The sequence below is a fragment of the Gluconacetobacter sacchari genome (assembly GCF_014174255.1).
Taxonomy (GTDB): Bacteria; Pseudomonadota; Alphaproteobacteria; order Acetobacterales; family Acetobacteraceae; genus Gluconacetobacter; species Gluconacetobacter sacchari.
The window spans coordinates 1-23,298 of record NZ_JABEQJ010000045.1 but is presented as its reverse complement, the minus strand read 5'-3'; the positions used below and the strand labels follow the sequence as shown (position 1 = coordinate 23,298).

At 65.0% G+C, this 23,298-nt stretch carries 19 protein-coding genes, 1 tRNA gene, 1 pseudogene and 1 riboswitch; of the genes and pseudogenes, 13 read left to right on the top strand and 8 right to left on the bottom strand.

Annotation, left to right across the window (positions count from 1 at the left end; translation table 11 throughout):
• A pseudogene (locus HLH48_RS21265) lies at positions 1-201 on the top strand (hypothetical protein); the annotation flags it as partial.
• A 15-nt stretch (positions 202-216) separates the two neighbouring features.
• Here HLH48_RS21265 and HLH48_RS21260 read toward each other — a convergent pair.
• From HLH48_RS21260 to HLH48_RS21250, 3 genes are all read right to left on the bottom strand, one after another.
• On the bottom strand, positions 217-3,519 hold the full coding sequence (locus HLH48_RS21260; protein WP_182999473.1) for an efflux RND transporter permease subunit: 3,303 nt from the start codon (positions 3,517-3,519) through the stop codon (positions 217-219).
• A gap of 30 nt (positions 3,520-3,549) precedes the next feature.
• On the bottom strand, positions 3,550-4,899 hold the full coding sequence (locus HLH48_RS21255; protein ID WP_246387647.1) for a purine-cytosine permease family protein: 1,350 nt from the start codon (positions 4,897-4,899) through the stop codon (positions 3,550-3,552).
• 79 nt (positions 4,900-4,978) lie between these two features.
• Positions 4,979-5,797 carry an SDR family NAD(P)-dependent oxidoreductase gene (locus tag HLH48_RS21250; RefSeq protein WP_182999472.1) on the bottom strand — a complete coding sequence of 273 codons (819 nt, stop codon included), beginning with the start codon at positions 5,795-5,797 and terminating at the stop codon, positions 4,979-4,981.
• A gap of 91 nt (positions 5,798-5,888) precedes the next feature.
• Between HLH48_RS21250 and gmk the strand changes: the two genes are divergently transcribed.
• Positions 5,889-6,551 (top strand): guanylate kinase, encoded by a 663-nt coding sequence (gene gmk / locus HLH48_RS21245; protein ID WP_182999471.1) that lies wholly within the window; start codon positions 5,889-5,891, stop codon positions 6,549-6,551.
• A 59-nt stretch (positions 6,552-6,610) separates the two neighbouring features.
• On the top strand, positions 6,611-8,134 hold the full coding sequence (locus HLH48_RS21240) for a replicative DNA helicase (RefSeq protein ID WP_373320203.1): 1,524 nt from the start codon (positions 6,611-6,613) through the stop codon (positions 8,132-8,134).
• Positions 8,135-8,674: 540 nt separating this feature from the next.
• Here the strand turns inward: HLH48_RS21240 and HLH48_RS21235 are convergent.
• Both HLH48_RS21235 and HLH48_RS21230 read right to left on the bottom strand, forming a co-directional pair.
• The gene (locus tag HLH48_RS21235; RefSeq protein ID WP_182999469.1) at positions 8,675-9,010 is read right to left on the bottom strand and encodes a DUF3147 family protein; all 336 of its coding nucleotides are present in this window, start codon (positions 9,008-9,010) and stop codon (positions 8,675-8,677) included.
• A gap of 135 nt (positions 9,011-9,145) precedes the next feature.
• Positions 9,146-9,222, bottom strand: a tRNA-Arg gene (locus HLH48_RS21230).
• A 241-nt stretch (positions 9,223-9,463) separates the two neighbouring features.
• Here HLH48_RS21230 and HLH48_RS21225 point away from each other — a divergent pair.
• Positions 9,464-10,321 (top strand): S1/P1 nuclease, encoded by an 858-nt coding sequence (locus HLH48_RS21225; RefSeq protein ID WP_246387650.1) that lies wholly within the window; start codon positions 9,464-9,466, stop codon positions 10,319-10,321.
• Between the two features lie 13 nt (positions 10,322-10,334).
• Here the strand turns inward: HLH48_RS21225 and HLH48_RS21220 are convergent, their stop codons facing one another.
• Entirely contained in the window at positions 10,335-10,835 is a 501-nt protein-coding gene (locus tag HLH48_RS21220; protein WP_182999468.1) for a PaaI family thioesterase, read from the bottom strand.
• Positions 10,836-10,991: 156 nt separating this feature from the next.
• Between HLH48_RS21220 and HLH48_RS21215 the strand changes: the two genes are divergently transcribed.
• The 9 genes from HLH48_RS21215 (at position 10,992) to HLH48_RS21175 (ending at position 21,476) form a co-directional block, all read left to right on the top strand.
• The gene (locus tag HLH48_RS21215) at positions 10,992-11,183 is read left to right on the top strand and encodes an entericidin A/B family lipoprotein (protein WP_182999467.1); all 192 of its coding nucleotides are present in this window, start codon (positions 10,992-10,994) and stop codon (positions 11,181-11,183) included.
• Between the two features lie 69 nt (positions 11,184-11,252).
• A riboswitch (FMN riboswitch) is annotated at positions 11,253-11,421 on the top strand.
• A gap of 111 nt (positions 11,422-11,532) precedes the next feature.
• Entirely contained in the window at positions 11,533-12,567 is a 1,035-nt protein-coding gene (ribD, locus tag HLH48_RS21210) for a bifunctional diaminohydroxyphosphoribosylaminopyrimidine deaminase/5-amino-6-(5-phosphoribosylamino)uracil reductase RibD (protein WP_182999475.1), read from the top strand.
• On the top strand, positions 12,549-13,166 hold the full coding sequence (locus HLH48_RS21205; RefSeq protein ID WP_182999466.1) for a riboflavin synthase: 618 nt from the start codon (positions 12,549-12,551) through the stop codon (positions 13,164-13,166). The genes ribD and HLH48_RS21205 overlap by 19 nt, the downstream gene beginning before the upstream one ends.
• Entirely contained in the window at positions 13,166-14,425 is a 1,260-nt protein-coding gene (ribB, locus tag HLH48_RS21200; protein ID WP_264812418.1) for a 3,4-dihydroxy-2-butanone-4-phosphate synthase, read from the top strand. Before HLH48_RS21205 ends, ribB begins: the two co-directional genes overlap by 1 nt.
• A gap of 10 nt (positions 14,426-14,435) precedes the next feature.
• Positions 14,436-14,918 carry a 6,7-dimethyl-8-ribityllumazine synthase gene (gene ribH, locus HLH48_RS21195; RefSeq protein WP_182999464.1) on the top strand — a complete coding sequence of 161 codons (483 nt, stop codon included), beginning with the start codon at positions 14,436-14,438 and terminating at the stop codon, positions 14,916-14,918.
• A 67-nt stretch (positions 14,919-14,985) separates the two neighbouring features.
• Entirely contained in the window at positions 14,986-15,990 is a 1,005-nt protein-coding gene (locus HLH48_RS21190) for a lysylphosphatidylglycerol synthase domain-containing protein (RefSeq protein WP_182999463.1), read from the top strand.
• A 231-nt stretch (positions 15,991-16,221) separates the two neighbouring features.
• Positions 16,222-18,816 (top strand): MMPL family transporter, encoded by a 2,595-nt coding sequence (locus HLH48_RS21185; protein WP_182999462.1) that lies wholly within the window; start codon positions 16,222-16,224, stop codon positions 18,814-18,816.
• Positions 18,817-19,207: 391 nt separating this feature from the next.
• On the top strand, positions 19,208-20,590 hold the full coding sequence (locus HLH48_RS21180) for a CoA transferase (protein WP_182999461.1): 1,383 nt from the start codon (positions 19,208-19,210) through the stop codon (positions 20,588-20,590).
• Between the two features lie 385 nt (positions 20,591-20,975).
• The gene (locus HLH48_RS21175) at positions 20,976-21,476 is read left to right on the top strand and encodes a hypothetical protein (RefSeq protein ID WP_220795253.1); all 501 of its coding nucleotides are present in this window, start codon (positions 20,976-20,978) and stop codon (positions 21,474-21,476) included.
• A 163-nt stretch (positions 21,477-21,639) separates the two neighbouring features.
• Here the strand turns inward: HLH48_RS21175 and HLH48_RS21170 are convergent, their stop codons facing one another.
• Both HLH48_RS21170 and HLH48_RS21165 read right to left on the bottom strand, forming a co-directional pair.
• On the bottom strand, positions 21,640-22,569 hold the full coding sequence (locus tag HLH48_RS21170) for a restriction endonuclease (protein WP_182999459.1): 930 nt from the start codon (positions 22,567-22,569) through the stop codon (positions 21,640-21,642).
• Between the two features lie 9 nt (positions 22,570-22,578).
• Entirely contained in the window at positions 22,579-22,935 is a 357-nt protein-coding gene (locus HLH48_RS21165; protein WP_264812417.1) for a hypothetical protein, read from the bottom strand.
• Positions 22,936-23,298: the final 363 nt, after the last annotated feature.

Here is a 23,298-nt window from a genome sequence, read left to right as displayed (position 1 = left end):
GGCATGTTCGTCCAGACCATCCAGTCCCGACAGGGCATGCTCGTCGGATCGCCCGCCGAGGTCGCCTTCCGCATGGGCTTCATCGATCGCGACCAGTTGCGGGCCATCGCCCGCACCGTTTTCAAGACCGAACTCGGCCGACACCTGCATGACCTGGCCGAACTGGCCACCCCCGCCGTCCTCCTGCCGATCCGGGCCTGAGGCGGCGAAGAAGGCCTACTCCGCCGGTCGCATGCGTCCCCGCCACCGGCGCGACGCCTGCCGCGTCGTCCACGCGCGGATCCGCTCCAGCAGCAGATAGACGACCGGCGTGGTGTAAAGGGTCAGAAGCTGGCTCATCGCCAACCCGCCGACCACCGCGATGCCCAGCGGGCGCCGCAGTTCGACCCCATAGCCGCCGCTCAGGATCAGCGGCACCGCGCCGAACGCGGCGGCCAGCGTCGTCATCAGGATCGGGCGGAAACGCTTGGCGCAGGCCTCGCGGATCGCCTCCTCGGGCGACATGCTGCCGTCTCGCTCGGCATGCAGCGCGAAATCCACCATCAGGATCGCGTTCTTCTTCACGATGCCGACCAGCAGGATCACCCCGATCATCGCGATCAGCGAGAATTCCTCGCCGGTCACCCACAGCGCCAGCACCGCCCCCACCGCCGCCGACGGCAAGGTGGAAAGGATGGTCAGCGGATGCACATAGCTCTCGTACAGAATGCCCAGCGTGACATACATCGTCGCCAGCGCGGCCAGGAACACCAGCAACTCGTTGATCATCGCCGTCTGGAACTGCGCCGCCTGGCCGGTAAAGCCGCCCTGGATCGAGCCGGGCACATGCAACCTGACCATTGCCGCGCGGATTTCCGCCGTCGCCTCGTCCAGCGATCGGTTCGCAGCCAGGTTGAAGGAAATGGCGCCGGAAACAAAACCGTCCCGATGCCCTACCGAAATCGAGGTCGGACGTTCGGCGATCCGGGCCACCACCGGCAGCGGCACCATCGTCTCGATGCTGGACGACACGGCCGATCCGCTCGACGCCCCGGCCCCGCCCGCCAGCCGGTTGGCAATGGCGTTGCGGAACGATTGCTGGCTCAGCGACGTCGCCCGCGAAGTATCGCCGCTGGCCGGCGCGGGCACGCGCACGGTGTTGGACGCCGTGCCGCCCCCGGCAGTCCCGCCCGAGGTCGAAACCCGGAACGCCTGCATGATGTCGGGCGACTGGCGATAGGCCGGCGCGACCTCCATGACCACATGATAGGTGGCCAGAGGGGTGGAGATGTTCGAGGCGCTACGCTGGCCATACGCGTCGAACAGCGCCTGGCTGATCAATTGCGGCGTCACCAGGTAGCGCGCCGCCGTATCGCGGGCGATGTTGACATAGGTCGCGGCCGCGTGGTCGGTCAGGTTGGTGGTGATGTCGGTCATCACCTTGCTGCCTTTCAGGGCATCGACGATGCGCGGCGTCCATTCGTAGATCTGCTCGGCATTGTCGCTGCGCAGCACATAGCGATAGGCCCCCTGCTGCTGCCGCCCGCCGCCGCCATTGACGTCGCCGGCCGAGAACAGCGACAGCCGGACCCCCGCCAGCCCCTTCAGGCGCTCGCGGATGCGGGCGATCATCTCGTCCGGCCCGTCGTCGCGCGCGTGCTTGCCGATCATCTGCGCGAAGGCCTGGCCCTCGACCCGCGTGTCGCCCGAGAACGCCGCCACCGATTCCGTGTCCTTGTCGGCCATCATCGCGGCACTGACGGCACGGATCTTCTCGTCCATTTTCTGGAACGACCCGGATTCGTCACCACGGAAATACCCGACGATCAGCGCCACATCCTCCTTGGGGATGATATTCTTGGGCATCACGACGATGATGGCCACCGTCGCCACCAGGCTGAGCGGCAGCGTGGCCAGGACCAGCCACCGATGCCGCAGCGCGCGGTCCAGCGAGCGGACATAGGCGTGCAGGATCGCCTCGAACACCGCCTCGATCCCGTCCGACAGGCGGCGCAGCGTCCGCCGGCCCGCCGACGCCCCGGCGGGCAGCGGCGCCCCATGGGCCACGTCCAGCAGCAGCGCGCACATCATCGGCGTCAGGCTGACCGACAGGAACAGCGAGACCGTGACGGCGGTGGCCAGCGTCATCGCGAATTCGAAGAAGATCTTCCCCGGCGTGCCGGGCATCAGCAGCAGCGGCAGGAACACCGCGACCAGGGCGATGGTGATCGACAGCACGGTGAACGCGATCTCGCCCGAACCCAGCAGGGCGGCGTCGCGCCGCGACATCCCGTCCTCCATGTGCCGGGCGATGTTCTCCACCACCACGATCGCGTCATCGACCACGAACCCGGTGGCGATCGTCAGCGCCATCAGCGACAGCGTATCCAGCGAGAAGCCCAGCACGTACATCACCGCCAGCGTCCCCGCCAGCGAGATCGGCACCGTCACCGCCGGGATCAGGGTCGAACGCGGCGCGCGCAGAAACACCAGCACCACCCCCACCACCAGCAGCACCGAAACCAGCAGCGTAAGCTGCGTATCGGTCAGCGAGGCGCGGATGGTGATCGAACGGTCCATGCCCGGCGTCAGCGTGATGCCCGAAGGCAGGGCGGCCCGCATGCTGGGGATGCGGGCCTGGATCTCGTCCATCACATGGATGACATTGGCTCCGGGCTGCGGCCGGACAATGGCCATGACTGCGCGATGCCCGCTGAAATAGCCGCTCTGCCGCTCGTTCTCCACCCCGTCCACGACCGAGGCGACATCGGTCAGCCGCACCGGTCGGCCGGATCGGTATCCCACGACGAGGTCGCGATATTCCGGGGCGTGCCGCGCCTGATCGTTGGTGGCGATCGTGTAGCGCCGCGGCCCCACGTCGATATAGCCCTTGGGTGTATTGGCGTTGGCCGAGGCCAGGGCCGACCGGATATCCTCGAAGCCGATGCCGTATTTGAACAGCGGGTAGGGATTCATCTCCACCCGCACCGCCGGGGCCGAGCTGCCCGCGATCTCGATCCAGCCCACACCCTTGATCTGCGACAGCATCGGCTGGAGATGCGTCTTCATGACATCGTACAGATCGGCCATCGGCCGACTGTCCGACGTCAGCGCCATGATCATGATCGGATTGTCGGCCGGATTGGCCTTCCAGTATTGCGGCACCAGTTGCAGCGTGGTCGGCATGTCCTGCATGGCGGCGCGCAATGCCGCCTGCACGTCGTTGGCCGCGCCGTCGATGTTCCGGCTGTCGTCGAAGGTCAGCAGGATGAAGGCGGTGCTGTCGGTCGAATCCGATTCGATCGAACTGATGCCGGCGATCTGCCCCAGCCGCCGCTCCAGCGGCGTCGTGACCGACGTCGCCATCTGCTGCGGCGAGGCCCCCGGCTGGGTCGCCACCACATAGATGACCGGCACCGAGATATTCGGCAGGTCTCCCACCGGCAGCGACCGATAGGCGAACAGGCCCGCGATCACCAGCGCAACCGCGATCAGCGTCGTCGCCACGGGGCGCAGGATGAAGGGACGGCAGGGGTTCATGCGGGACTGCGCATAGCCGATGACGGCCGGCTATGCATCAGCTTTCCGCGCGGCGGCGCGCCACCTGCCCCCGCCGTACCACAGGCCCGCGACGAAGAAGCCGACATAATAACCGATATCGGCCCCGCCCAGCCATCGGGCGACCGGGCCGGTATAAAGCTGGCTGGTCGAAAAGAGCAGGATCGTCGTCACCGAAACGACCACGAAAATGCTTGCCCCGCGCGTCCAGCCAGGCGGCACCGGATGCACCGTGCGGTCGCCGAAATACCAGTCCGCCAGCACGATGCCGATCCAGGGCGCGATCCAGTACATCGTCACGACCAGATAGTCGGTATACAGCGCCGCGTACCGCCCCGCGCCGGCGACCGCCAGCCCATAGCCCAGCAGGGCGGTAATGATCGCGGCCAGCACGCGCGGAATATGGACCCCGGCGGAAATCAGGCTGTAGCTGGCGGTGTTGTCGTTGAAGGAATTGCCGGTGACCGACGACAGGGCGATCACGGCCAGCACCATCGGCCCCAGCGGCCCTGCCGCGTGCTGCAAGCTGGCGATCACCGCGGTGGGCGACGGTTCGGCGACGCTGGCCGCCGTCAGCAGGCCGAGAATCTGGAACGGCACCGCCGAGCCCAGCAGGCCCGCCAGCGCCAGCCAGACCACCCGCCCCGGCGCGGTGTCCGCCGGCAGGTAGCGCGTGTAATCCGAGGAATAGGACGCCCAGGACAGGTTGAAACTGGCCAGGATCGCGATCGCCAGCAACAGGGTCGCCACCGTGGGCGGATGCGCCACTTGCGGCAGGGCCCCTCCATGCCACACCGATTGCAGCCCGATGACGGCAAAGGCCGCCAGCAGTGCCGCACCGAGATATTTCTGCAACGCCTGCACCATGTCGTGGCCATAGATGCTGGCCACCATCTGCGCGGCGGCCAGCACGCCCAGCGCCAGCCAGAAAGGCGGTGCCGCCCCGGCGACGATCGACAGAAACGCGATCAGCGCGGTGGCGGCGGGCACGTTGTTGACCGCATCCCAGCCGACGCAGTAGATCCAGTTGAGAAAGGCCGGCGGCCGAACGCCCAGCCGCCCCAATGCGCGGCGCGAGGCCTCCATCTGCGTCAGCCCCGTCGGCGGCCCGATCGTTGCGGCCAGCGCCACCGGCAGCGCACCCACCAGATTGCCGATCACGATCGCCATCAGCCCGAAACGGAAATCCAGGCCCAGCGAGACCAGCAACGCCCCCGTCACCCACCCGCCAGGGCCGAGATTGGGTGAAAAATGGCTCCAGAACACCCGGTCGATGGGCATGGTCTTGCGATCGGCCGCGACCGGACGCGACACGGCATCGGCGCCAAGCTCCTCCATGGCGGGGGGACGCAGAAAAGACATCAACACGCAGCCCGAACCCTCGATCATGACGACGCCGAAGCAATCGTGGCGTGAACCCACACCAATGGCAAGCCGTCCGTCAGGACGACATTCCGCCCGTTTCGGGCATCGATCCGGGCCGGCCGGCCGGCTGGCGGTTGTAATAGGCCTCGGCCCAGCGCGGCGGCAGCAGATCCATCAACCGCGACCCCGCCACCAGCCACCACGGAAAGACGATACGCCGCCGACCGGCCGCGACCCCGCGCAAGATCGCAATGGCGGCGGCATCGGCCTCGGTCAGGCCGGGCATCGGAAAATCATTGCCCGCCACCATCGGCGTGCGGACGAAGCCGCAGCAGACGCTGGACAGCAGAATGCCGTCACGCGCCGTATTGCCCCCCGTCGCGACCATGAACCGGTCCACCGCCGCCTTCGACGCGCAATACGCCGGCGTGCCGGGAAACGCGACCAGTCCGGCGACCGAGGCGATGGCACAGATCCTCCCGCGAATCCCTCGCCCGTCTCTCTCCTGCCTCCCGATCACCTCCATCGCCGGCAGCACGGTATTGACCACGCCACCCAGATTGACATCCAGCACGCGCCGGACCTGACCCACCGATTCGCGCGGCCCTCCGCCGCGCCGCACCATGGTCGAGGCCGTGATTCCGGCACAGGCGAAGACCAGGTCCAGCGAACCGACGCCCCCGATCCACCCAGCCATGCCCTCGGCATCACGCACGTCCTGGCACCGCGCCAACACCCGCGCCCCCCGCGCGACGCACGCCCGCGCCGTCGCCGCCAACCTGTCCGCATTACGGCCCCCCAGATGCAGCACGGCCCCGGGAGCCGCCAGATGAAGGGCGATCGCCCGGCCGATTCCCGACGAGGCGCCGGTAATCAAGATCATGTCCTGTTTCATATTCGCCAGAATAGAGACTGCCTGATAAAAGACCGCAAATCCGTGCCAGGCCAGCGCGGCACGCTATCGGAACGAGGGGGATATGCCGACGATGACGCCCAGCAGGGAACGACATGCCCCGTCCGCACGGCCGCATGTGGCACGGCGCGGAGTCTGCCTGGTGATCTCGGCCCCATCCGGCGCCGGAAAATCAACCATCGCCAATGCGTTACGGGCTGCCGATCCCCAGTTGCTGCATTCCGTATCCGTCACCACCCGCCAACCCCGCCCAGGCGAGACCGACGGCGTGCATTATCATTTTCGTACCATGGAACAGTTCGAGCAGATGGCGGCCGCCGGCGATCTGCTCGAATGGGCGACCGTGTTCGGCCGAGGCTACGGTACTCCGCGCGGCCCCGTCGAAACCGCCCTGGCCAGCGGGCACGACATGGTCTTCGACATCGACTGGCAGGGCCATCGCCAGATCCGGGCGGCACTGCCCGAGGATGTGGTCAGCCTGTTCGTGCTCCCCCCCTCGCTGGCAGAGCTGGAACGGCGGCTGCGCGGCCGGGCTTCGGACCACGCGGAGGAAATCGCCCGGCGCATGACGGCAGCCCGCGACGAAATCGCACACTGGCAGGAATTCGACCACGTCATCGTCAACTCCGACCTGGACCAGGCGATTGCCGAGGCCAGATCGATCCTGGTGGCGGCGCGGCTTCAGACGGCACGGCAACAAGGCCTGCCCAGCTTCATCGCCGAGTTCGAGGCATAGCAGGACACCCACCACTGTGTGATCGCCCTGCTGTCTGCTAGGATTGCCGCGTGAACCAGATCGATACCACCCAGACCGAGTCCAGCACGGGCGACAGCTCCCTCCTAGGCCTGACCCAACGTCAGCCCCCTGCCAACATGCAGGCGGAACAGGCCCTGCTGGGCGCGTTGCTAACCAATAACCGCGCCTATGAACGGGTGTCGGACTTCCTGACCGGCGCGCATTTCGCCGATGCCGTGAATGGTCGGATTTATGACGCCATCGCGCGGCGAATCGAAGCCGGGCAACTGGCCGACCCGGTCACCCTACGCGGCGAGTTCGAACATTCCGGCGTGCTGGAGCCGGTGGGCGGCATGCCCTATCTGGCACGTCTGCTGACGGCGATGGTCGGCATCATCAATGCCGGCGATTACGGTCGGGTGATCCACGACGCCTGGGTGCGCCGCCAATTGATCGAGATCGGCGAGGACGTGGTGAACAACGCCTTCGGCGCCCGGCCCGAACTGGACGGTGTCGACCAGATAGCAGCGGGTGAAGAGGCACTATTCCGTCTGGCCACCGACAAGGGGCAGGATGGCGGCTTTACCAGCTTCGACCGCGCATTGGCCAATGCGCTGGATGTGGCCGAGAAGGCATTTCATCGCACCGGCGACGTGGTGGGCCTGACGACCGGTCTGCGTGACTTGGACAAGAAGACCGGCGGCATGCATCCTTCCGACCTGCTGATCCTGGCCGGACGCCCAGCCATGGGCAAAACGGCGCTGGCAACCAAGATCGCCTTCAGCGCCGCCCGCGCCCTGATGCGCGAGGCGCGGGACGCGGCCCCAGGCACCCAACCCAAAGGGTCAGTGGCGATCTTCTCACTGGAAATGTCGGCCGAGCAGCTGGCTACCCGTATTCTGTCAGAACAGGCGAGCGTGTCGGGCGAACGTATCCGCCGGGGCGAGATCGGGCAGAAGGAGTTCGACCGTTTCGTCCATGTCACGCGCGAACTGGCGCAGTTGCCGCTACATATCGACGATACACCTGCGATCTCGTTGTCAGCCATGCGTACGCGTTGCCGCCGGCTGGCCCGCACCAAGGGGTTGAGCCTGGTCGTAGTGGATTACCTGCAATTGATGCGCCCTTCGGTGGGTACGCGACCGGAAAGTCGCGTGCTGGAAATTTCCATGATCACCCAGGGGCTGAAGGCAATCGCCAAGGAACTAAGCGTACCGGTGATCGCACTGTCCCAGCTCTCGCGCCAAGTCGAAAGTCGCGAAGACAAGCGACCCATGCTGTCGGACCTGCGTGAATCGGGCTCGATCGAGCAGGATGCCGACGCGGTGATGTTCGTCTATCGCGACCAATACTACCTGCAACAGCGCCAGCCCAAGGAAACGGCCTTCGATTCGACCGAGAAATACCAGACGGCACTGGAAGACTGGCAACGCAAAATGGACTTGGCGCACAATCGGGCCGAACTGATCCTGGAAAAGCAGCGCCACGGTCCCACCGGTACCGTACACTTGTTCTTCGAAGGTGAATTCACCCGCTTCGGCGACCTGGATCTGGTCCATGAAGCCGGTTACCCCCCCTCCTGACCGTCGGGATCGTCGCTCGACCACGGCTGGAATATCCGGGAGCCAGCAGAAACGGAATGCCGCGGTTCGACAGCGCGCGGCAGAGTTTCTACTTGCATATATTTATTATTTCTGCGCCTCGACATCGTCGGACAGCATTTAGCCTCACTCCCGCCCTATTTTCCCCACGACGTTTCTCCGATGCTGACACCCGGCAACACGTTCGTGATATTGGCAGAAGTCATCGGAACAGCGCCATGCCCACGGCCGAAGTCTGACGCTACACCCATCGAGACCTCCCCATGCATCTTGTCATCATCTGGCGTTACATTCGGCGCGTTCATAGAAGGGCTACCGCCAACGCTGCGAAGCAGGACGGCACGAGAGTCATCCTGCCGGGTAGCGGAGTGAGCACATCCGGACAGTATCGATGCGGCTATGACAACGACCGAGGCACGTTTCATTCTGACAGATTTTTCGTTTTCCTCACCGCTCCCGACACACGCCAAGTATCAGCTTATGTTTGAAAATTTCAAGTATAGGTGTTTTTCCAAAAACTATTCACCGCATCCCGATATACCGAGCGGTCAACCCATAGAGAAATATTGTAACCCCGCATCCCAGCGCCAGCGCCCAATAGAAATAGATACCGTGTCGCATCATCAGCGGGATCAGTAGAAACATGGGTAGGGAGGGGATGATATACCAGAAGGTGGCGCCGACATGAATTTCCATGCGTGTCGGGTCCTGCGTCTCTTGCCACAGCCAAAGCATACCCAGGATCGAAACCAGCGGCAGCGACGCGATCAGGGCACCGAAACCTGGGTAGCGCCGCGCCACCGCGGAGACCACGGCAATCAGGACGCCCGACAACGCCGCCTTGAACACGAAGAACATAAGGCTTGGTCCTTCTTCGTCTGCACACATCTGCCGCACCCGCACGCAAATACGAAGCTGACATGAGACGGGCGAAATCCGCTAGTTTCAGCCCCTCGGAATCTGAGAGCCAAGCAATTAATTTTCATGAGAAAATGGCGCACCCGAAAGGACTCGAACCTCTAACCCCCAGATTCGTAGTCTGGTGCTCTATCCAATTGAGCTACGGGTGCGTCGTGGGGCGCTGTTTAACCGAGAGGTCGAAAAACGACAACCCCCCTTGAGCGATTTTTTTCATCTCCCCGATCGTGTTCCGGACGGTTCCAGGGGGCACATGGGCGTGGCAGATTACTGCGTCGTCTGGCGGTGGAGACCGGATGGGATAAAGAACAACGAGAGGAAGCAATGACTGATCGGGTATGGAAAAATAGCTGGCGCGTGGGCATGGGGGGGCTCGGAGCGGCGTCGTTGCTGATGGGTCTTCTGGCACTGCCGCTGAAAGCCGACGCATGGGGCGTCGAAGGCCATCAGGTAGTCGCAGCCTTGGCCTGGGATTACCTGACACCCACCACCCGACATGCGGTGGATGCGATCTTGGCTACCGACCACGACACGGAGACGGGGCCGGACCTGATGTCGCGCGCGGTCTGGGCGGATGTCTGGCGCCGGACTCATCCCGAGACCGGGGAGTGGCATTTCGTCGATATCGAGATCGACCACCCCGATGTGGCATCTGCTTGCCACGGTTTTCCCGCGACCTCGGTGCCCGCCAGTGCCGGACCGGCACATGACTGCGTCATCGACCGGCTGGACGCCTTCGAACATGAACTTGCCGATCCGGCTACCAGCACAGACGAACGCGCGCTGGCATTGAAATATGTCATCCATTTCGTAGCGGACATGCATCAACCGCTGCATGCAGCCGACAATCATGATAAGGGCGGCAACTGCGTGCGCCTCGCATTGGGTGGTCCGCGTACCGTCAACCTGCATAGCTATTGGGACACGGTGGCCGTGTCCGAAGTCGATCCGGACGCGCGACATCTGGCCGAACGGCTGTTCCACGAAATCTCCGTCGACCAGAAGCAGCAATGGGAACAAGGTGGCGCCCGGGCATGGGCACAGCAGAGTTTCGAACTCGCTCGAACGGATGCCTACAGCATCGGCTCGTTGCCGGGATGCCAGCAGGATGAGGCACCGATGGCATTGCCGCCAGGATATGATGCCATGGCGCGCGATGTGGTTACGGAGCAACTGAAAAAAGCGGGGGTTCGCCTAGCCTTGCTGCTCAATCGCGCACTCGATTCCACCGCTTCCGCCGCCACCCATTAATGGTGGCGGACCATCACAAAAGGGCGCGCAACGCCGCGCCCATGGTGTTCGCACTATCGCGGCCGGGTGGAGTGCGATGATAGACGGCGCTGGCCCGGGCGGCGGGAACGCCGCCCACCGTCACCAGCCCCTGCGCGAAGACCAGGCTGCGGGTGATGCGCAGCGTGTCCGCCTGTAATTCGGCCCATGCGCCCTGGGCGACGGGTGCCATGAAATCCATCGTCAGCGACACGGTGGGCAGGAAATCGTCGCGCAGATCTTCCGCGAAGACGACTGCTAACGCCAGATAGACGTCGCAGACAGTCGCCAGCTTGCCGCCATGGCAGAATCCCGCCTGATTGCTGCACGCACTGGTCACGCGGAAGCCGCCGATCAGCGCACCCGCTTTCTGCGCGACCAGAAAACCGCCGCTTGCGAGATTGAATCCGCCGGCCAGGGATTCCGGCAGAGGAACGAATCCTGGTGGGGGTGGGTCGACAGTCGCGTTGGTCATGCGAGCGGGGGAGGAAACCATTTGAAGTTCTCCGTCGAAATGGTGGGTGGGCGGGAGGACGCGCGGCGGCGGCATGGACGGGAGACATGGGTAAGCTGGTCTGTTCGTACGGGGGGCGGGAACTCTCGTCGTTCAGCGGGGTTTCTTGAATGATATCAATCCGTGAAGGAGGTTTCCATGGACTATGCACATTTTTCCCGCGCCGTCCTGCTGACGGTCGCGATGCTCGGCCTGTCGGCCGGGCTGTCCGCCTGCAATACCGTGCGCGGTGCCGGGCAGGATGTCAGTTCGGTCGGGCATGACGTGTCGCGGGGGGCCACGGCGTCGCAGCATGCGATCACCCACTCGACCGGCGCGTCGCCGCAATAGGAGGCTCTTGCATTCCCGCGGATCATTGCCCACTATCGTGGATGTGCCGGCTCTGGTAGCCGGCTGAACTGACGTTCTCGGGGCGGGGTGAAAATCCCCACCGGCGGTAAGTGCGTTCGGCCATGTTGGTCACGCATAAGCCCGCGAGCGCCCGTCTGGTCCCTATGGCCGGGCGGGGACAGCAGACCCGGTGTGATTCCGGGGCCGACGGTCATAGTCCGGATGAGAGAGAACGATGTCTGCAAGGCGCGCCAACGTCGTGGCGCGCCGGTGGATTTATGTGCCCCGGGTCCGTCCGCTGGATGGGACCATTGGTTTGGCTGTGTTTGCGGTCGATGCGCGACCCGAGATGACGGAGCAGGCCCCGATCGCGCGCGCATTTCGCGCGGCGATCGAGGAAGCCGTGCGCTTCATGGGCGCGACAGCCCCCAACCCCCCCGTCGGCTGCGCCATTCTGGACCGGCATGGCGCTATCCTGACCGTTGCCGCCCATCATCGCGCGGGCAGCCCCCATGCCGAGGCGCTGGCCCTGCGCCGATGCGCCGAACAGGGGCTGATGGCGCGCGCCGCCATCGCGGTCGTGACCCTGGAACCCTGCAACCATACCGGCCGTACCGGCCCGTGTTCGGAAGCCATCCTGGCCTCGCCGATCCGCACCGTGTGGGTGGGCGCGGCCGACCCCAATCCGCGCGTCGCCGGCGGTGGAATCGCGCGCCTGCGCGCCGGTGGGTGTGCCGTGCAGGTGCTGGACCACGACATGGAGGCCGCCGCCGCGTGCCGGGCGCTGATCGCGCCGTTCGGCCTCTGGTCGCGGACCGGACTTCCGTGGCTGACGGTGAAGCAGGCGGTGGATGCCGCGGGCGGCATGATCCCGCCCGCCGGGCGGCACACGTTCACATCCGACGCCGCGCTGACGCTGGCGCATCGGCTGCGGCGGGCGACCGACGCGATCGTGACCGGCAGCGGCACGGTGCTGGCCGACCGGCCGGGGCTGGATGTGCGCCGGGTGGCCGATCACGCGGGCCGCGCGCCCCGGTTGCTGGTCGTCTGCGACCGGCGCGGCCGGGTGCCGGCGGACTGGCGCGCGCATGCGGCCGCACGGGGGTTCGACGTGCGGATCTGCCAGGACATCGCCCGTCTGCCCGAACTGCTGGGCGCGGCCGGCGTGCTGTGGGCCCTGGTCGAGGCCGGACCGGGCTTGCTGACGGCGTTGCGCGCGACGGGGCTGTGGAACGACTGGCTGACCATCGGGGTCGGGCCGGGTGGAACCGAGCGGCTGGATCCGGCCGTTCGCGTGGGGACGGACACGCCGCTGCGCCTGTTCCCCGAACTGGCGCCGCGTCTGGCGGCGGCCGAGGAGAGAGCATGTTTTCCGGCATCATAGAGCATCTGGGCACCGTCACGTCGGCCCGGCGGGGTGATCGCGCGCTGCATGTCGCGATCGCGACCGGCATCGGCGACCTGTCGATGGGCGAGAGCATCGCGGTCAACGGCGTGTGTCTGACCGTTACCGAATTCGACGCGGCGGGCGATGCGTCCTTCTTCATCAGCATCGAGACGCTGGACCGGACCAGCCTGGGCCGCCTGGCCGAGGGCGCGCGCGTGAACCTGGAACGCGCCGTGACCCCGGCCACCCGGCTGTCGGGCCATATCGTGCAGGGGCACGTGGACGGCACCGGCCGCCTGCTGGCGGTCGAACCGGCAGGCGAGGCGCGGCGGGTGGTGTTTGCCATCCCCACGTCGCTGCGGCGCTATCTGGTCGAAAAGGGATCGATCACCCTGGACGGCATCAGCCTGACGCTGAACGAGATCGGCGAGGCGGGAACGGCGGGCGCCGGGGCGGACGCGTTCCCCGTGGCGCTGATGATCATTCCGCACACCTGGACCCATACCAGCCTGGGCACGCTGGCGCCCGGCGACGCGGTGAATGTCGAGGTGGACGTGATTGCCAAATATGTGGAGACCCTATGTCAGTACCGATGATGGGCCCACGCCTGCGGACCGCGATCGACGCGATCCGCGCGGGCGGCATGGTGATCCTGGTCGATGACGAGGATCGGGAAAACGAGGGCGACCTGGTGATGGCCGCCGACCTGGTGACGCCGGCCGCGGTCAATTTCATGGTCACGCACGCGCGCGGCCTGGTGTGCCTGCCGCTGGAGGCCGGGCTGGTCGAGCAACTGGGCCTGCCGATGATGACGCGGGTGAATAGCTGCCCGCGCGAGACCGCCTTCACGGTTTCGATCGAGGCGCGGGAGGGCGTGGATACCGGCATATCCGCCGCCGACCGGGCCCGGACCATCCTGGCGGCGGTGGCGCCGGGTGCCGGGCCGGCCGACCTGGTATCGCCCGGCCACGTCTTTCCGCTGCGCGCGGTGCCCGGCGGGGTGCTGGCGCGCAACGGGCATACCGAGGCCTCGGTCGAACTGGCGCGCCTGGCCGGCCGAACGCCGGCCGCCGTGATCTGCGAGATCATGAACGAGGACGGGTCGATGGCGCGGATGCCCGACCTGCGCCGGTATGCCGAGCGCCATACCCTCCCGATCCTGTCGATCGCGGAACTGGCGGACTGGCTGCGGGAGCGCGATGCCGCTGCGGCCATGCCCGGATCGCGGCCCGGATCGCGGATCGAAAGGATTGCGCAGGCCGCGCTGCCCAGCGTGTATGGCGGCGAGGACCTGGTGATCCATGCCTTTCGCGCCGCCGACGGGACGGAGCATGTGGCCCTGGTGAAGGGCGACCTCGCGCGGCAGGGCACGGTGCCGCTGGTGCGGCTGCATTCCGAATGCGTCACCGGCGATGCCCTGGGGTCGATGCGCTGCGATTGCGGTGCCCAGCTTCAATGCGCGCTGGCGCGGATCGGCGCGGCCGAAAGCGGGGTGCTGGTGTATCTGCGCGGGCATGAGGGGCGGGGGATCGGCCTGGCCAACAAGATCCGCGCCTATGCATTGCAGGATCGCGGGCTGGACACGGTGGATGCCAACCATCGGCTGGGGTTCGAGACCGACGCGCGCGACTGGACGGCGGCCGGGGCGATTTTGCGCGAACTGGGCGTGCGGACGCTGGACCTGATGACCAACAATCCGGCCAAGATCGCGGCGATGGAACGGCACGGCTTCGCCATTCGCGCCTGCGTGCCGCTGGACATCCCGCCCAACCCTTTCAACCGCGCTTATCTGGATGCCAAACGGACCCGGATGGGACACCAGCTTTTCGCCGCGACCGACGCGGCGGCGGAGTAGGAAACGGACCATGAGTACCAACACGCCCACTCTTTCGCCCGACCTGGCCCTTGCGCCGCCGCCGCGCCTGGCGATCGTGGTCAGCCGCTTCAACGAGACCGTGACCCATGGGCTGCGCGACGGTGCCCTGGCATGGCTGGGCGAGCGTGGAATCACCGTCGCGGACGAGGATGTGCTGTATGCCCCCGGCGCCTATGAACTGCCGTTGCTGGCCCAGACCCTGGCCCGCACCGGACGCTACGAAGGGGTGATCTGCCTGGGCTGCGTGATCAAGGGCGATACCGCGCATTTCGAATTCATCAGCCTGGGGGCGACGGTCGGGCTGATGCAGGCGTCGCTGGCGACGGAGGTGCCGGTGACGTTCGGCGTGCTGACCACCTATACCGACGAGCAGGCCTTTCTGCGGTCGCGCCATGACGAGCATAACAAGGGACGCGAGGCTGCGGCGGCCTGTGTGGAAAGTCTGGCCTTGATACGCAAAATCAAGGCCTGATACGCTACCGCGCATGCCGGCGGACGCCGGCACTGGATCCGGCTGTGCCGGAATGCGGGGGCACGGAATGAAGCTGGTGACTTTGGCCGCCGGATTGTTCGGCATGGCGCTCACGCTCTGGTTGCTGTCCCGTTTCGGTGCCCGTGGCATTCTGCATCTGGTCATGATCGGCGGCTGGGGGATGCTGGCCGCGATCCTGTTCCATGCCGTCCAGGTCATGCTGTCCGCCCGGTCGTGGCAGATCATTGCCGGACGGGACGATTCCCACCTGAAATTGCGGGATTATGTCGCGCTGCGCTGCGTGCGGGAAGGCGTGAACAACCTGCTGCCGGTCGCCCAGGTGGGGGGCGAGGTGATCTCGGCCCGGCTGCTGGCGCGGCGCGGGCCCGGGCTGCGCCGGGCGGCGGCGGCGACGATCTGCGACCTGACGATCGAATTGCTGAGCCAGGTGGTCTTTACCCTGCTGGGGCTGGCACTGCTGCTGTGTCTGGTCAAGCGGTCGTCGGTGACGGACGAGCTGGTGGAGAGCGCGGGCATGGCGCTGGTGCTGGGCGCGGTCTTCCTGGGCAGCCAGTGCCTGGGCGCAGTTTCGGTCGTCGAGCGGCTGCTGGTGCGTATCGCCGCCCATCTGGGCTGGACCGGGGTGGAGAGCATCCGCGGGCTGCATGGCGAGATCATGGGGCTGTATACCGCGCCGGGGCACGCGGTGCGGGCGGGGCTGTGCCAGCTTGTCGCCTGGAGCCTGGGGGCCGTCGAAGTCTGTCTTATCCTGCATTTCATGGGCCATGACCGCTCGCTTGCTCACGGTTTCGTGATCGAAAGTGTCGGTCAGGCGGCCAAATCGGTCGGGTTTGCCGTGCCGGGCGCGCTGGGCGTGTCCGAAGGGGGTTTTATCCTGATCGGCAGCCTGTGCGGCCTGCCGCCGGCGGTTTCCATCGGACTGTCGCTGATCAAGCGAGTGCGGGAGATCGCCTGGGGGCTGCCGGCGCTGGCCGGGTGGCAGTGGATGGAAACCCACTGGCACACGCCGGGCCGCAAGCTGGATCATGGCGTCGGCCTGCCGGGCCATTGATATGGCCCCCGACGCGGCGGCCGGGCCACACTGTGCGTTAACATATTGTTTTTCTTCTACCCGCCGGGTGTCGCGCGCGCGAGGCGATCGTGCCCGCGGGGAGGGAGCGGGCGGCATGCCGAACATGCGCCTTGCATCCGGCCGTCATCCCGGGTCAAACGATGCCCCATCACATCGCGCCGCTTTCGTTGCGGTCGCGCGGTCCGTCTCTTGAAGGCTGAATGACGAATCATGCCGTCCATTCCGATCGGTCGCCTGGTGGCGGTCTGTGCCCGCCATGCCGTGCTCGTACTGCTGCTGTTCGCGCTGCTGGTCGGAGGTGCTGTCCTGTGCAGCATGAAGCGGCTGGACGTGACGACCGATACCGGAACCATGTTTTCGAGCAGCCTGCCGTGGAAGAAGCGGTCGGACGAGCTGGCGCGCCTGTTTCCGCAGAACCAGGACCAGATGGTGGCGGTCATCGACGCCGACATACCGGAAGAGGCGCAGGCCACCGCGCGCGAACTGGCCGCGCGGCTGCGCCATGACACCACCCATTTCCTGTCGGTGACCATTCCGCAGGACGACCCCTATCTGGTCCGCAACGGCCTGTTGTTCCTGGACCAGAAAAGCCTGGGGACGGTGCTGGATACGATCGTGACGGCCCAGCCCTTTCTGGGCGGCCTGGCGGCCGACCCGTCGGGGCGCGGCCTGTTCGACGCGCTGTCGCTGATCGCGCTGGGAGTCGCGCAGGGGCAGGCCGACCTGAAGAATTTCCAGCCGGCGCTGGAGGCCTTCGCCACCACGTTGGAACAGGCGGCCGACGGCAGCCCGCAGCCCCTGTCGTGGGAGCGGATGCTGGCGGGCAGCCTGGCCGACATGGCCGGGAAATACGTCTTCGTCGTGACCCGGCCGCGCCTGGATTATGGATCGTTCCAGCCGGGCGGCGAGGCCAGCGACGCGATGCGCAAGGCGATCGCCGGGCTGGAATTCGTGCGGTCGGGGCATGCCCGGGTCCATATCACCGGCGACGTGCAGATCAATGACGAGGAATTCGCCACCGTGGCGCAGGGCATGGTGGCGGGGCTGGCGGGGTCGCTGGTGCTGGTCACGCTGTGGCTGTTCCTGGCCGTGCGGAGCTGGCGGATCATCGTGCCGATCGTCATGACGCTGATCGTGGGGCTGGTGCTGACGACCGGCTTCGCCGCGCTGGCGGTCGGGACGCTGAACCTGATCTCGGTGGCCTTCGCCGTGCTGTTCGTGGGGATCGCCGTCGATTTCGCCATCCAGTTCTCGGTCCGCTTCCGCGCCCAGCGCCTGCCTTCGGGGCTGATTCCGCCGATCCGGACCGCGCTGGAACATACCGGCGAGGAGACGGGCCACCAGATCCTGGTGGCGGCGATGGCGACGATGGCCGGCTTCCTGGCGTTTACCCCCACCGCCTTTGTCGGCGTGGCGCAACTGGGGCTGATCGCCGGCTTCGGCATGCTGATCGCCTTTACCTGCACCGTCACGCTGCTGCCGGCGCTGCTGCTGCTGTTTCATCCTCCGCTGGACCAGCAGGTGGCGGGCTTTGCCTTCGCCCGGCCGGCGGATCGCGCGGTGCGCGTCTATCGCACGCAGATCCTGAGCGTCTTTACCTTTCTGGCGGTGCTGGGGGCGGCGCTGATCCCGGTGCTGACCTTCGATGCCGATCCGCTGCATACCAAGGACCCGCATTCCGAAGGGATGCGCACGCTGAAACTGCTGATGAAGGACCCGCAATCCTCGCCCTATGGGGCGGAGGTGCTGGTGCCCGACCTGAAGCATGCCCAGGCGCTGGCCGACCGCCTGTCGCGCCTGCCGATGGTGGACGATGCGATGTGGCTGGGCACGCTGGTGCCCGACGACCAGACCCCGAAGCTGGCGATGATCCAGGATACGGCATCGATCCTGCTGACGACGCTGGTGGTGCCCCATCCGCGCCCCGCGCCCGACGCCGCAGCCCTGCGGGCGGCGGCGGCCAAATCGGCGCATGACCTGGGCGGCGTGCTGGACCGGCTGGACCCGCGCGACCCGCTGCGGCGGATCCAGGCGGCCCTGGACCGCCTGTCGCACGCCTCCGACGACCGGCTGATGGCGGCGAACACCGCGCTGGTGCGCTTCCTGCCCGGGCAACTGGACCAGTTACGCGAGATGCTGGGCGCCCATGCCGTGACCCTGGACGATGTGCCGCCCTCGATCCGGCGGGACTACCTGCTGCCCGACGGGCGCGCCGTCGTTTCGGTCCATCCCAAGGCGGGCATGGACAGCAACGCCGAGTTGCGCCGCTATGTCACCGAGATTACCAGCGTGGCGCCCGATGCCGGCGGCCCGGCGATCGAGGTGGTGGAGAGCGCCGCCACCATGGTCCATGCCTTCGTCTTCGCCGCGCTGTCGGCGATCGGCATGATCGCGGTGATCCTGCTGGTGGCGCTGCGCCGGGTGCTGGACATGGCGTTGGTGCTGGCGCCGCTGCTGATGTCGGCGCTGATGACCGTGATCCTGATCATCATGGTGCCGGAGCAACTGAATTTCGCGAACATCATCGCCCTGCCGCTGCTGCTGGGCGTGGGCGTGTCGTTCAACATCTATTTCGTCATGAACTGGCGCGCCGGCGTGCGGGCGCCGCTGTCCAGCCCGACGGCGCGGGCGGTACTGTTCTCGGCGCTCACGACCAGCACCGCCTTCGGCTCGCTGGCCGCGTCGCACCATCCGGGCACCGCCAGCATGGGCCGGCTGCTGCTGCTGTCTCTGGCCTGTACCCTGCTGGCCACGCTGATCTTCGTGCCCGCGCTGCTGCCGAAGCGGGCGATCGACGAGCGATAAGGCCCTTAGAAAGCGGTTTGACTTATTTTCCGCAGAACTCAGCGGGTATCGTTCGCGTGCTCCATGGCGCACGCGATGTCCCTCGGGTTTTCGACTCATAGAGTCAGGCTCACCCCCGACAGCGATCCCGGCCGGTCGCGTTTACACCATGCGCTATCGGCGCATCAGGATTTCGCAGACTTTTCATCCGGCGTTGTCCGCCGGCTCGACCTCCCTGATGCTCGCATTTTTGGGGGGAAAGCGGAAGGTCCGACGTTGGAAACAGCAGACGGTGAAGTGGACGAACAATCCGGTCCGTAGCTGATCTCCTGTTTATAACTACGTACCAGTTTCAAATTGATTCGCTGCCCAGGTATCTTTCATGTCTTGTCGGAAGACAGGAGAGCATCGCATGACGCCGGATATAACGGACCTTTTGCTCAAAGACATTCTTCCCGCTCTCCGGCTTGCTCCGGAAGCGGCCGCGCGGGCGACATTCGCAGGAGAAAACCGTCTTCCCTCCTGCTTTCCGGTGACGGAACTTGCGGCGGCGGCGATCGGAGCCGCCTGTCTGTCGGTCGCGGATCTTCTGGAGCAGGACGGTTCGGTTTTGCCGGTGACGGTCGATCACCGCCTCGCTTCGCTCTGGTTCCGGTTTTCGATCCGACCGCAGGGCTGGACGCTTCCGGCTGCATGGGACGCCATTGCGGGTGATTACCGCACGCGGGATGGCTGGATCAAAATCCACACCAATGCTGTCCATCACAAACGCGCAGCTCTTTCCGTGCTCGGCAATGTTACGACGCGCGAAGCGGTCGCGAAAGCTGTTACGGGCTGGAATGGAGATGAGCTTGAGCAGGCGATTGTTGCCGCCGGAGGATGCGCGGCGCGGCTGCGGAGCCGGCTGGAGTGGGAAAACCATCCACAGGGCAGGGCTGTTTCGCGGGAGCCTCTGATTCTGTGTGACAGGAGGGGATCGTATGTTGGGCCGGTGTGGCGGCCTGATCGTAAGAGACCCCTCGCCGGTTTGCGTGTGCTGGATCTGACGAGGATTTTGGCCGGTCCGGTCGCGACCCGTTTTCTTGCGGGATGGGGTGCCCAGGTTCTCCGCATCGATCCTCCGGGATGGGAAGAACCCGTTGTGGCGCCGGATGTCACCCTCGGAAAACGGTGCGCCCGGCTGGATCTGCACGATGCCGGCGACAGAGCTGTCTTTGAACGATTGCTGTCCCGCGCGGATATTCTCGTTCACGGTTATCGGGCCGATGCCCTCGAATGTCTGGGATATGGTGCTGATGAGCGGCAGGCCATCCGGCCCGGTCTGGTTGATGTGTCGCTGAATGCTTACGGCCATAGCGGCCCATGGGCGCACCGGCGCGGTTTCGACAGCCTGGTGCAGTTCTCATCCGGGATCGCCGCCAGCGGAATGGTGTGGCGTGGTTCCGATGTGCCGGTTTCTCTGCCTGTGCAGGCGCTTGATCATGCGACTGGTTATCTGATGGCTGCGGCGGCAGTGCGCGGTATCGCCGCCCGGTTGCGCGGGGAACCCACGACAAGGTTTCGGCTGTCTCTGGCGCGGACGGCGGAACTGCTTTTCGCGTATGCAGGGGAATACGCCGGAGATGACCCGGGCGAAGCCGGACCGGTTGATTGTTCAAAACATCCGGAAATGACTGCATGGGGACCGGCATTGCGCCTTCGTCCTCCGGCGACTGTCGGAGATATGAAAATGCAATGGATATCACCGGCTGTTCCTCTCGGGTCCGGCACGGCGGAGTGGGTTGACGACAAGTAGAGATAGTCCCGAGGGGAATTGCTGACGCTTTTGTAAAAGGGAATGTCCGTTATCAGGAAACAAAGTAAGGAGGCCGGATGACGGTTATGAGGGCGATTGCCGCCCGTCTGCTCCGGCGTCACTGAGCAGACGGGCAGTTCGGGGGGGGGCAAGCGGAACGTCTGCTAACGGCTGCATGAATATTATAGCTGACGTCTATGGCGGCAGCGTTTCTCGAACCTAACCCCTTTGAGAAGATTCCGGCCGTCTAGATAGCTGTCCAATCGGAGAAGGGGTTGGCTTAACCTCCTACCCTAATCTATCTCGACTAATTCGTGTGCCAGACCTACTCTGTCGTTACGAAGTCATAAGGAGAGTGGCAGTGGGGGCTTGGGGCGCGCTCATCATGAGTTTCTTCGGGGCGGTCTTCGCGTCGTTGACGTTGTATTGGCATCTGGATCTTTCCGGGATCGCGCTGGCCGTGCCTTTTTTGGGCTTCTTCTTGATCGGCCTCGCGGCAATGTATGTTATCCGTTTATCTGGAGATGGGATCAAACCTACTCCGAAAGAAGAACGTGCCATTATGTGGAGTAGCATCGGCGAAGGCATCGGCCTTTTCCTCGCCTCCAACATTGTCATAAATCTGCATCGGCCAGACCTCCTTCTGCCTTCAATGGCTCTGGTTGTCGGGCTTCACTTTCTTCCCATTGCTTTCGCTGCGGGCTTCCGTCCGTTCTATATTCTAGGAGCGGCTTTGATTGTTGCCGCAACCGTCGGCTTCGTGATGGGAGCACCTATGGGCGGCGAGGTCGCTGGCCTTATGGCCGCAGGAGTGCTGTGGCTTGCGTCAGGCATGGCGATACGTCGCGATTGGCTGGCAAAGAGCAAGACGCCAGCTACAGCTTGAGCTTTTCCCAGCCAGCCATTCATCTGACAAGAAGGCGACGGCCGCCTGCCTGCTGCTGCATCTGTAAGTTGACAGGCAGATCGGGGGGGGGGGAGAACGGAATGTCCGGTTTGTGCTTGGAGTTCAATAAACCAGACATGCATACCTACTTGCCGCAGGTCGTTTAGCCTGGGTCGAAGAAATCCAGGTCGACCCTCTTGATCTCTATGGCACGGCTGACGCGCACGCCGACGCCATGTTCGATCATCAGATCGGCCAATGCTGCGCCGTCAATTAAAATGACGCGCTGACTCAGATGGCGGACGAAGTCCATCGCCGGGGCGCTGAAGGACGAAGTGGTGACGAACACGCCCTTGTTCGATCCGTGTCCAACAAGCGAGCCAACAAAGGCCTGTATGTCAGGGCGTCCGATGCTGAGATGCGCGGCATAACGCTTTGCCTGCACGTAAATTCGGTCCAGCCCAAGGCGATCTTCGTTAATTACGCCGTCAACGCCACCATCCCCCGTGCCGCCAATGCGTTTTGCAGCATCTTCGTGACTGCCGCCATAGCCCATGGCAACCAGAAGATCGACGATCAGTTGTTCAAAGAAAGCGGGGCTCTGTTGCAGGATCTGATCCAGAAGGTCCGCGCGCAGTTCAGACATCAGTTCCGTGTGAGCTGCCTCAATCCGCTCTTCGGGAGTCTGGCTCTCTGTCGCGGCAGTGTGGGGCGTCACTGACACGGCTGTCTGTTCCGTCGCCCTCTCTGGTCGACCAGCGACAAAGCTTACGAATGACGGATACTGCTCAAGCATGGTGCGCGTCACGGCAGATGGGCCGGAAGCAAGCAGATCCCTGCCAGTGGATGTAATCGTGAACTGTCCGCGCGCGGGAGAAGACAGCAAACCCGCCTTCATCAGATATGTCTTGGCCCAGTGAACGCGGTTGGGTAGCAACCTTTGGGTGCCGCTGGGAAGCAATGCGGCCCGGTCTTCCGGTGATAATGCAAGTTCATCCGCGATCGCCTCAGCGATTTCCGGCACGCGACGGGTGCCTGTGGCGGCAAGACGCAGGACGGGCAGCATGAGGGATTGATAATCAGGAACGGTCATGGTGTTGGATCAAACCTCGTACGAGCATTCGGCGGGGGTGAGCCCCAGTTCTTCTTGGTGCTGCCATTTGAATTCGTCCCGATAGACGATCGTCCAGTCAGGAAGTTCCGCTTTCAGAGCGCGAGCGATTTCAAGGCCGGAGGCAGTAAAGCCCGGCAGGTCGAAAGGTGCCCGTTTTTCGCGCGGCAAAAAATCCTCATAGTCACCCGCCCATTTTTCCCATGCCTCCAGACGTGCTTTCAGAGCATCCGTGATTGGGAGGTCCTCATAAAATGCCAGATCGCCGGCGCTGGTCCACAGGCAGTTTGTCAGGTCCCCACCCATGGCAAGCCACTTGTCCGGCGGGATTAACGGTTCGTCGGTCACGCGCTGCGCCCTCTTTTCGGTTTCGGGGCCGCAGCCCGTTCGGCCCGGATGCGGCCGAGAAGGACGCTGGCGGGTTCGTCGTTCGGGTCCTGCGGGACGAGTTCGCCCCGGAAGGCTTTGGCGAGAAGGGAGGATTCAAGACGGATTAGCCCATCTTATTCACGGGGTTGGTCGAGATTGGGCGGCGGGTATCGCCTAAGCTTTTGATTGGGTTTACGAATTGGGTGTCAAAACCATCCGTTTCTCCGATCACGCCGAGCCACACCCGCCATGTCCGACGATACGAGCCAACCGTTCCTGTTTCCAGCCATCGGACGCAAGAAAATCACGGCTGATTTTGATGGTGGCCGGATCACCTCGGAT

Bases quoted from the DNA above. Each gene is read 5' to 3' on its own strand.
- gmk (WP_182999471.1), top strand. From the start codon at position 5,889: ATGACGCCCAGCAGGGAACGACATGCCCCGTCCGCACGGCCGCATGTG.
- HLH48_RS21260 (WP_182999473.1), bottom strand. From the start codon at position 3,519: ATGAACCCCTGCCGTCCCTTCATCCTGCGCCCCGTGGCGACGACGCTG.
- HLH48_RS21185 (WP_182999462.1), top strand. From the start codon at position 16,222: ATGCCGTCCATTCCGATCGGTCGCCTGGTGGCGGTCTGTGCCCGCCAT.
- HLH48_RS21250 (WP_182999472.1), bottom strand. From the start codon at position 5,797: ATGAAACAGGACATGATCTTGATTACCGGCGCCTCGTCGGGAATCGGC.
- HLH48_RS21175 (WP_220795253.1), top strand. From the start codon at position 20,976: ATGAGTTTCTTCGGGGCGGTCTTCGCGTCGTTGACGTTGTATTGGCAT.
- HLH48_RS21205 (WP_182999466.1), top strand. From the start codon at position 12,549: ATGTTTTCCGGCATCATAGAGCATCTGGGCACCGTCACGTCGGCCCGG.
- HLH48_RS21180 (WP_182999461.1), top strand. From the start codon at position 19,208: ATGACGCCGGATATAACGGACCTTTTGCTCAAAGACATTCTTCCCGCT.
- HLH48_RS21255 (WP_246387647.1), bottom strand. From the start codon at position 4,899: ATGTCTTTTCTGCGTCCCCCCGCCATGGAGGAGCTTGGCGCCGATGCC.
- HLH48_RS21235 (WP_182999469.1), bottom strand. From the start codon at position 9,010: ATGTTCTTCGTGTTCAAGGCGGCGTTGTCGGGCGTCCTGATTGCCGTG.
- HLH48_RS21215 (WP_182999467.1), top strand. From the start codon at position 10,992: ATGGACTATGCACATTTTTCCCGCGCCGTCCTGCTGACGGTCGCGATG.
- HLH48_RS21225 (WP_246387650.1), top strand. From the start codon at position 9,464: ATGGGTCTTCTGGCACTGCCGCTGAAAGCCGACGCATGGGGCGTCGAA.
- HLH48_RS21190 (WP_182999463.1), top strand. From the start codon at position 14,986: ATGAAGCTGGTGACTTTGGCCGCCGGATTGTTCGGCATGGCGCTCACG.
- HLH48_RS21170 (WP_182999459.1), bottom strand. From the start codon at position 22,569: ATGACCGTTCCTGATTATCAATCCCTCATGCTGCCCGTCCTGCGTCTT.
- ribB (WP_264812418.1), top strand. From the start codon at position 13,166: ATGGGCCCACGCCTGCGGACCGCGATCGACGCGATCCGCGCGGGCGGC.
- ribH (WP_182999464.1), top strand. From the start codon at position 14,436: ATGAGTACCAACACGCCCACTCTTTCGCCCGACCTGGCCCTTGCGCCG.
- HLH48_RS21220 (WP_182999468.1), bottom strand. From the start codon at position 10,835: ATGGTTTCCTCCCCCGCTCGCATGACCAACGCGACTGTCGACCCACCC.
- ribD (WP_182999475.1), top strand. From the start codon at position 11,533: ATGACGGAGCAGGCCCCGATCGCGCGCGCATTTCGCGCGGCGATCGAG.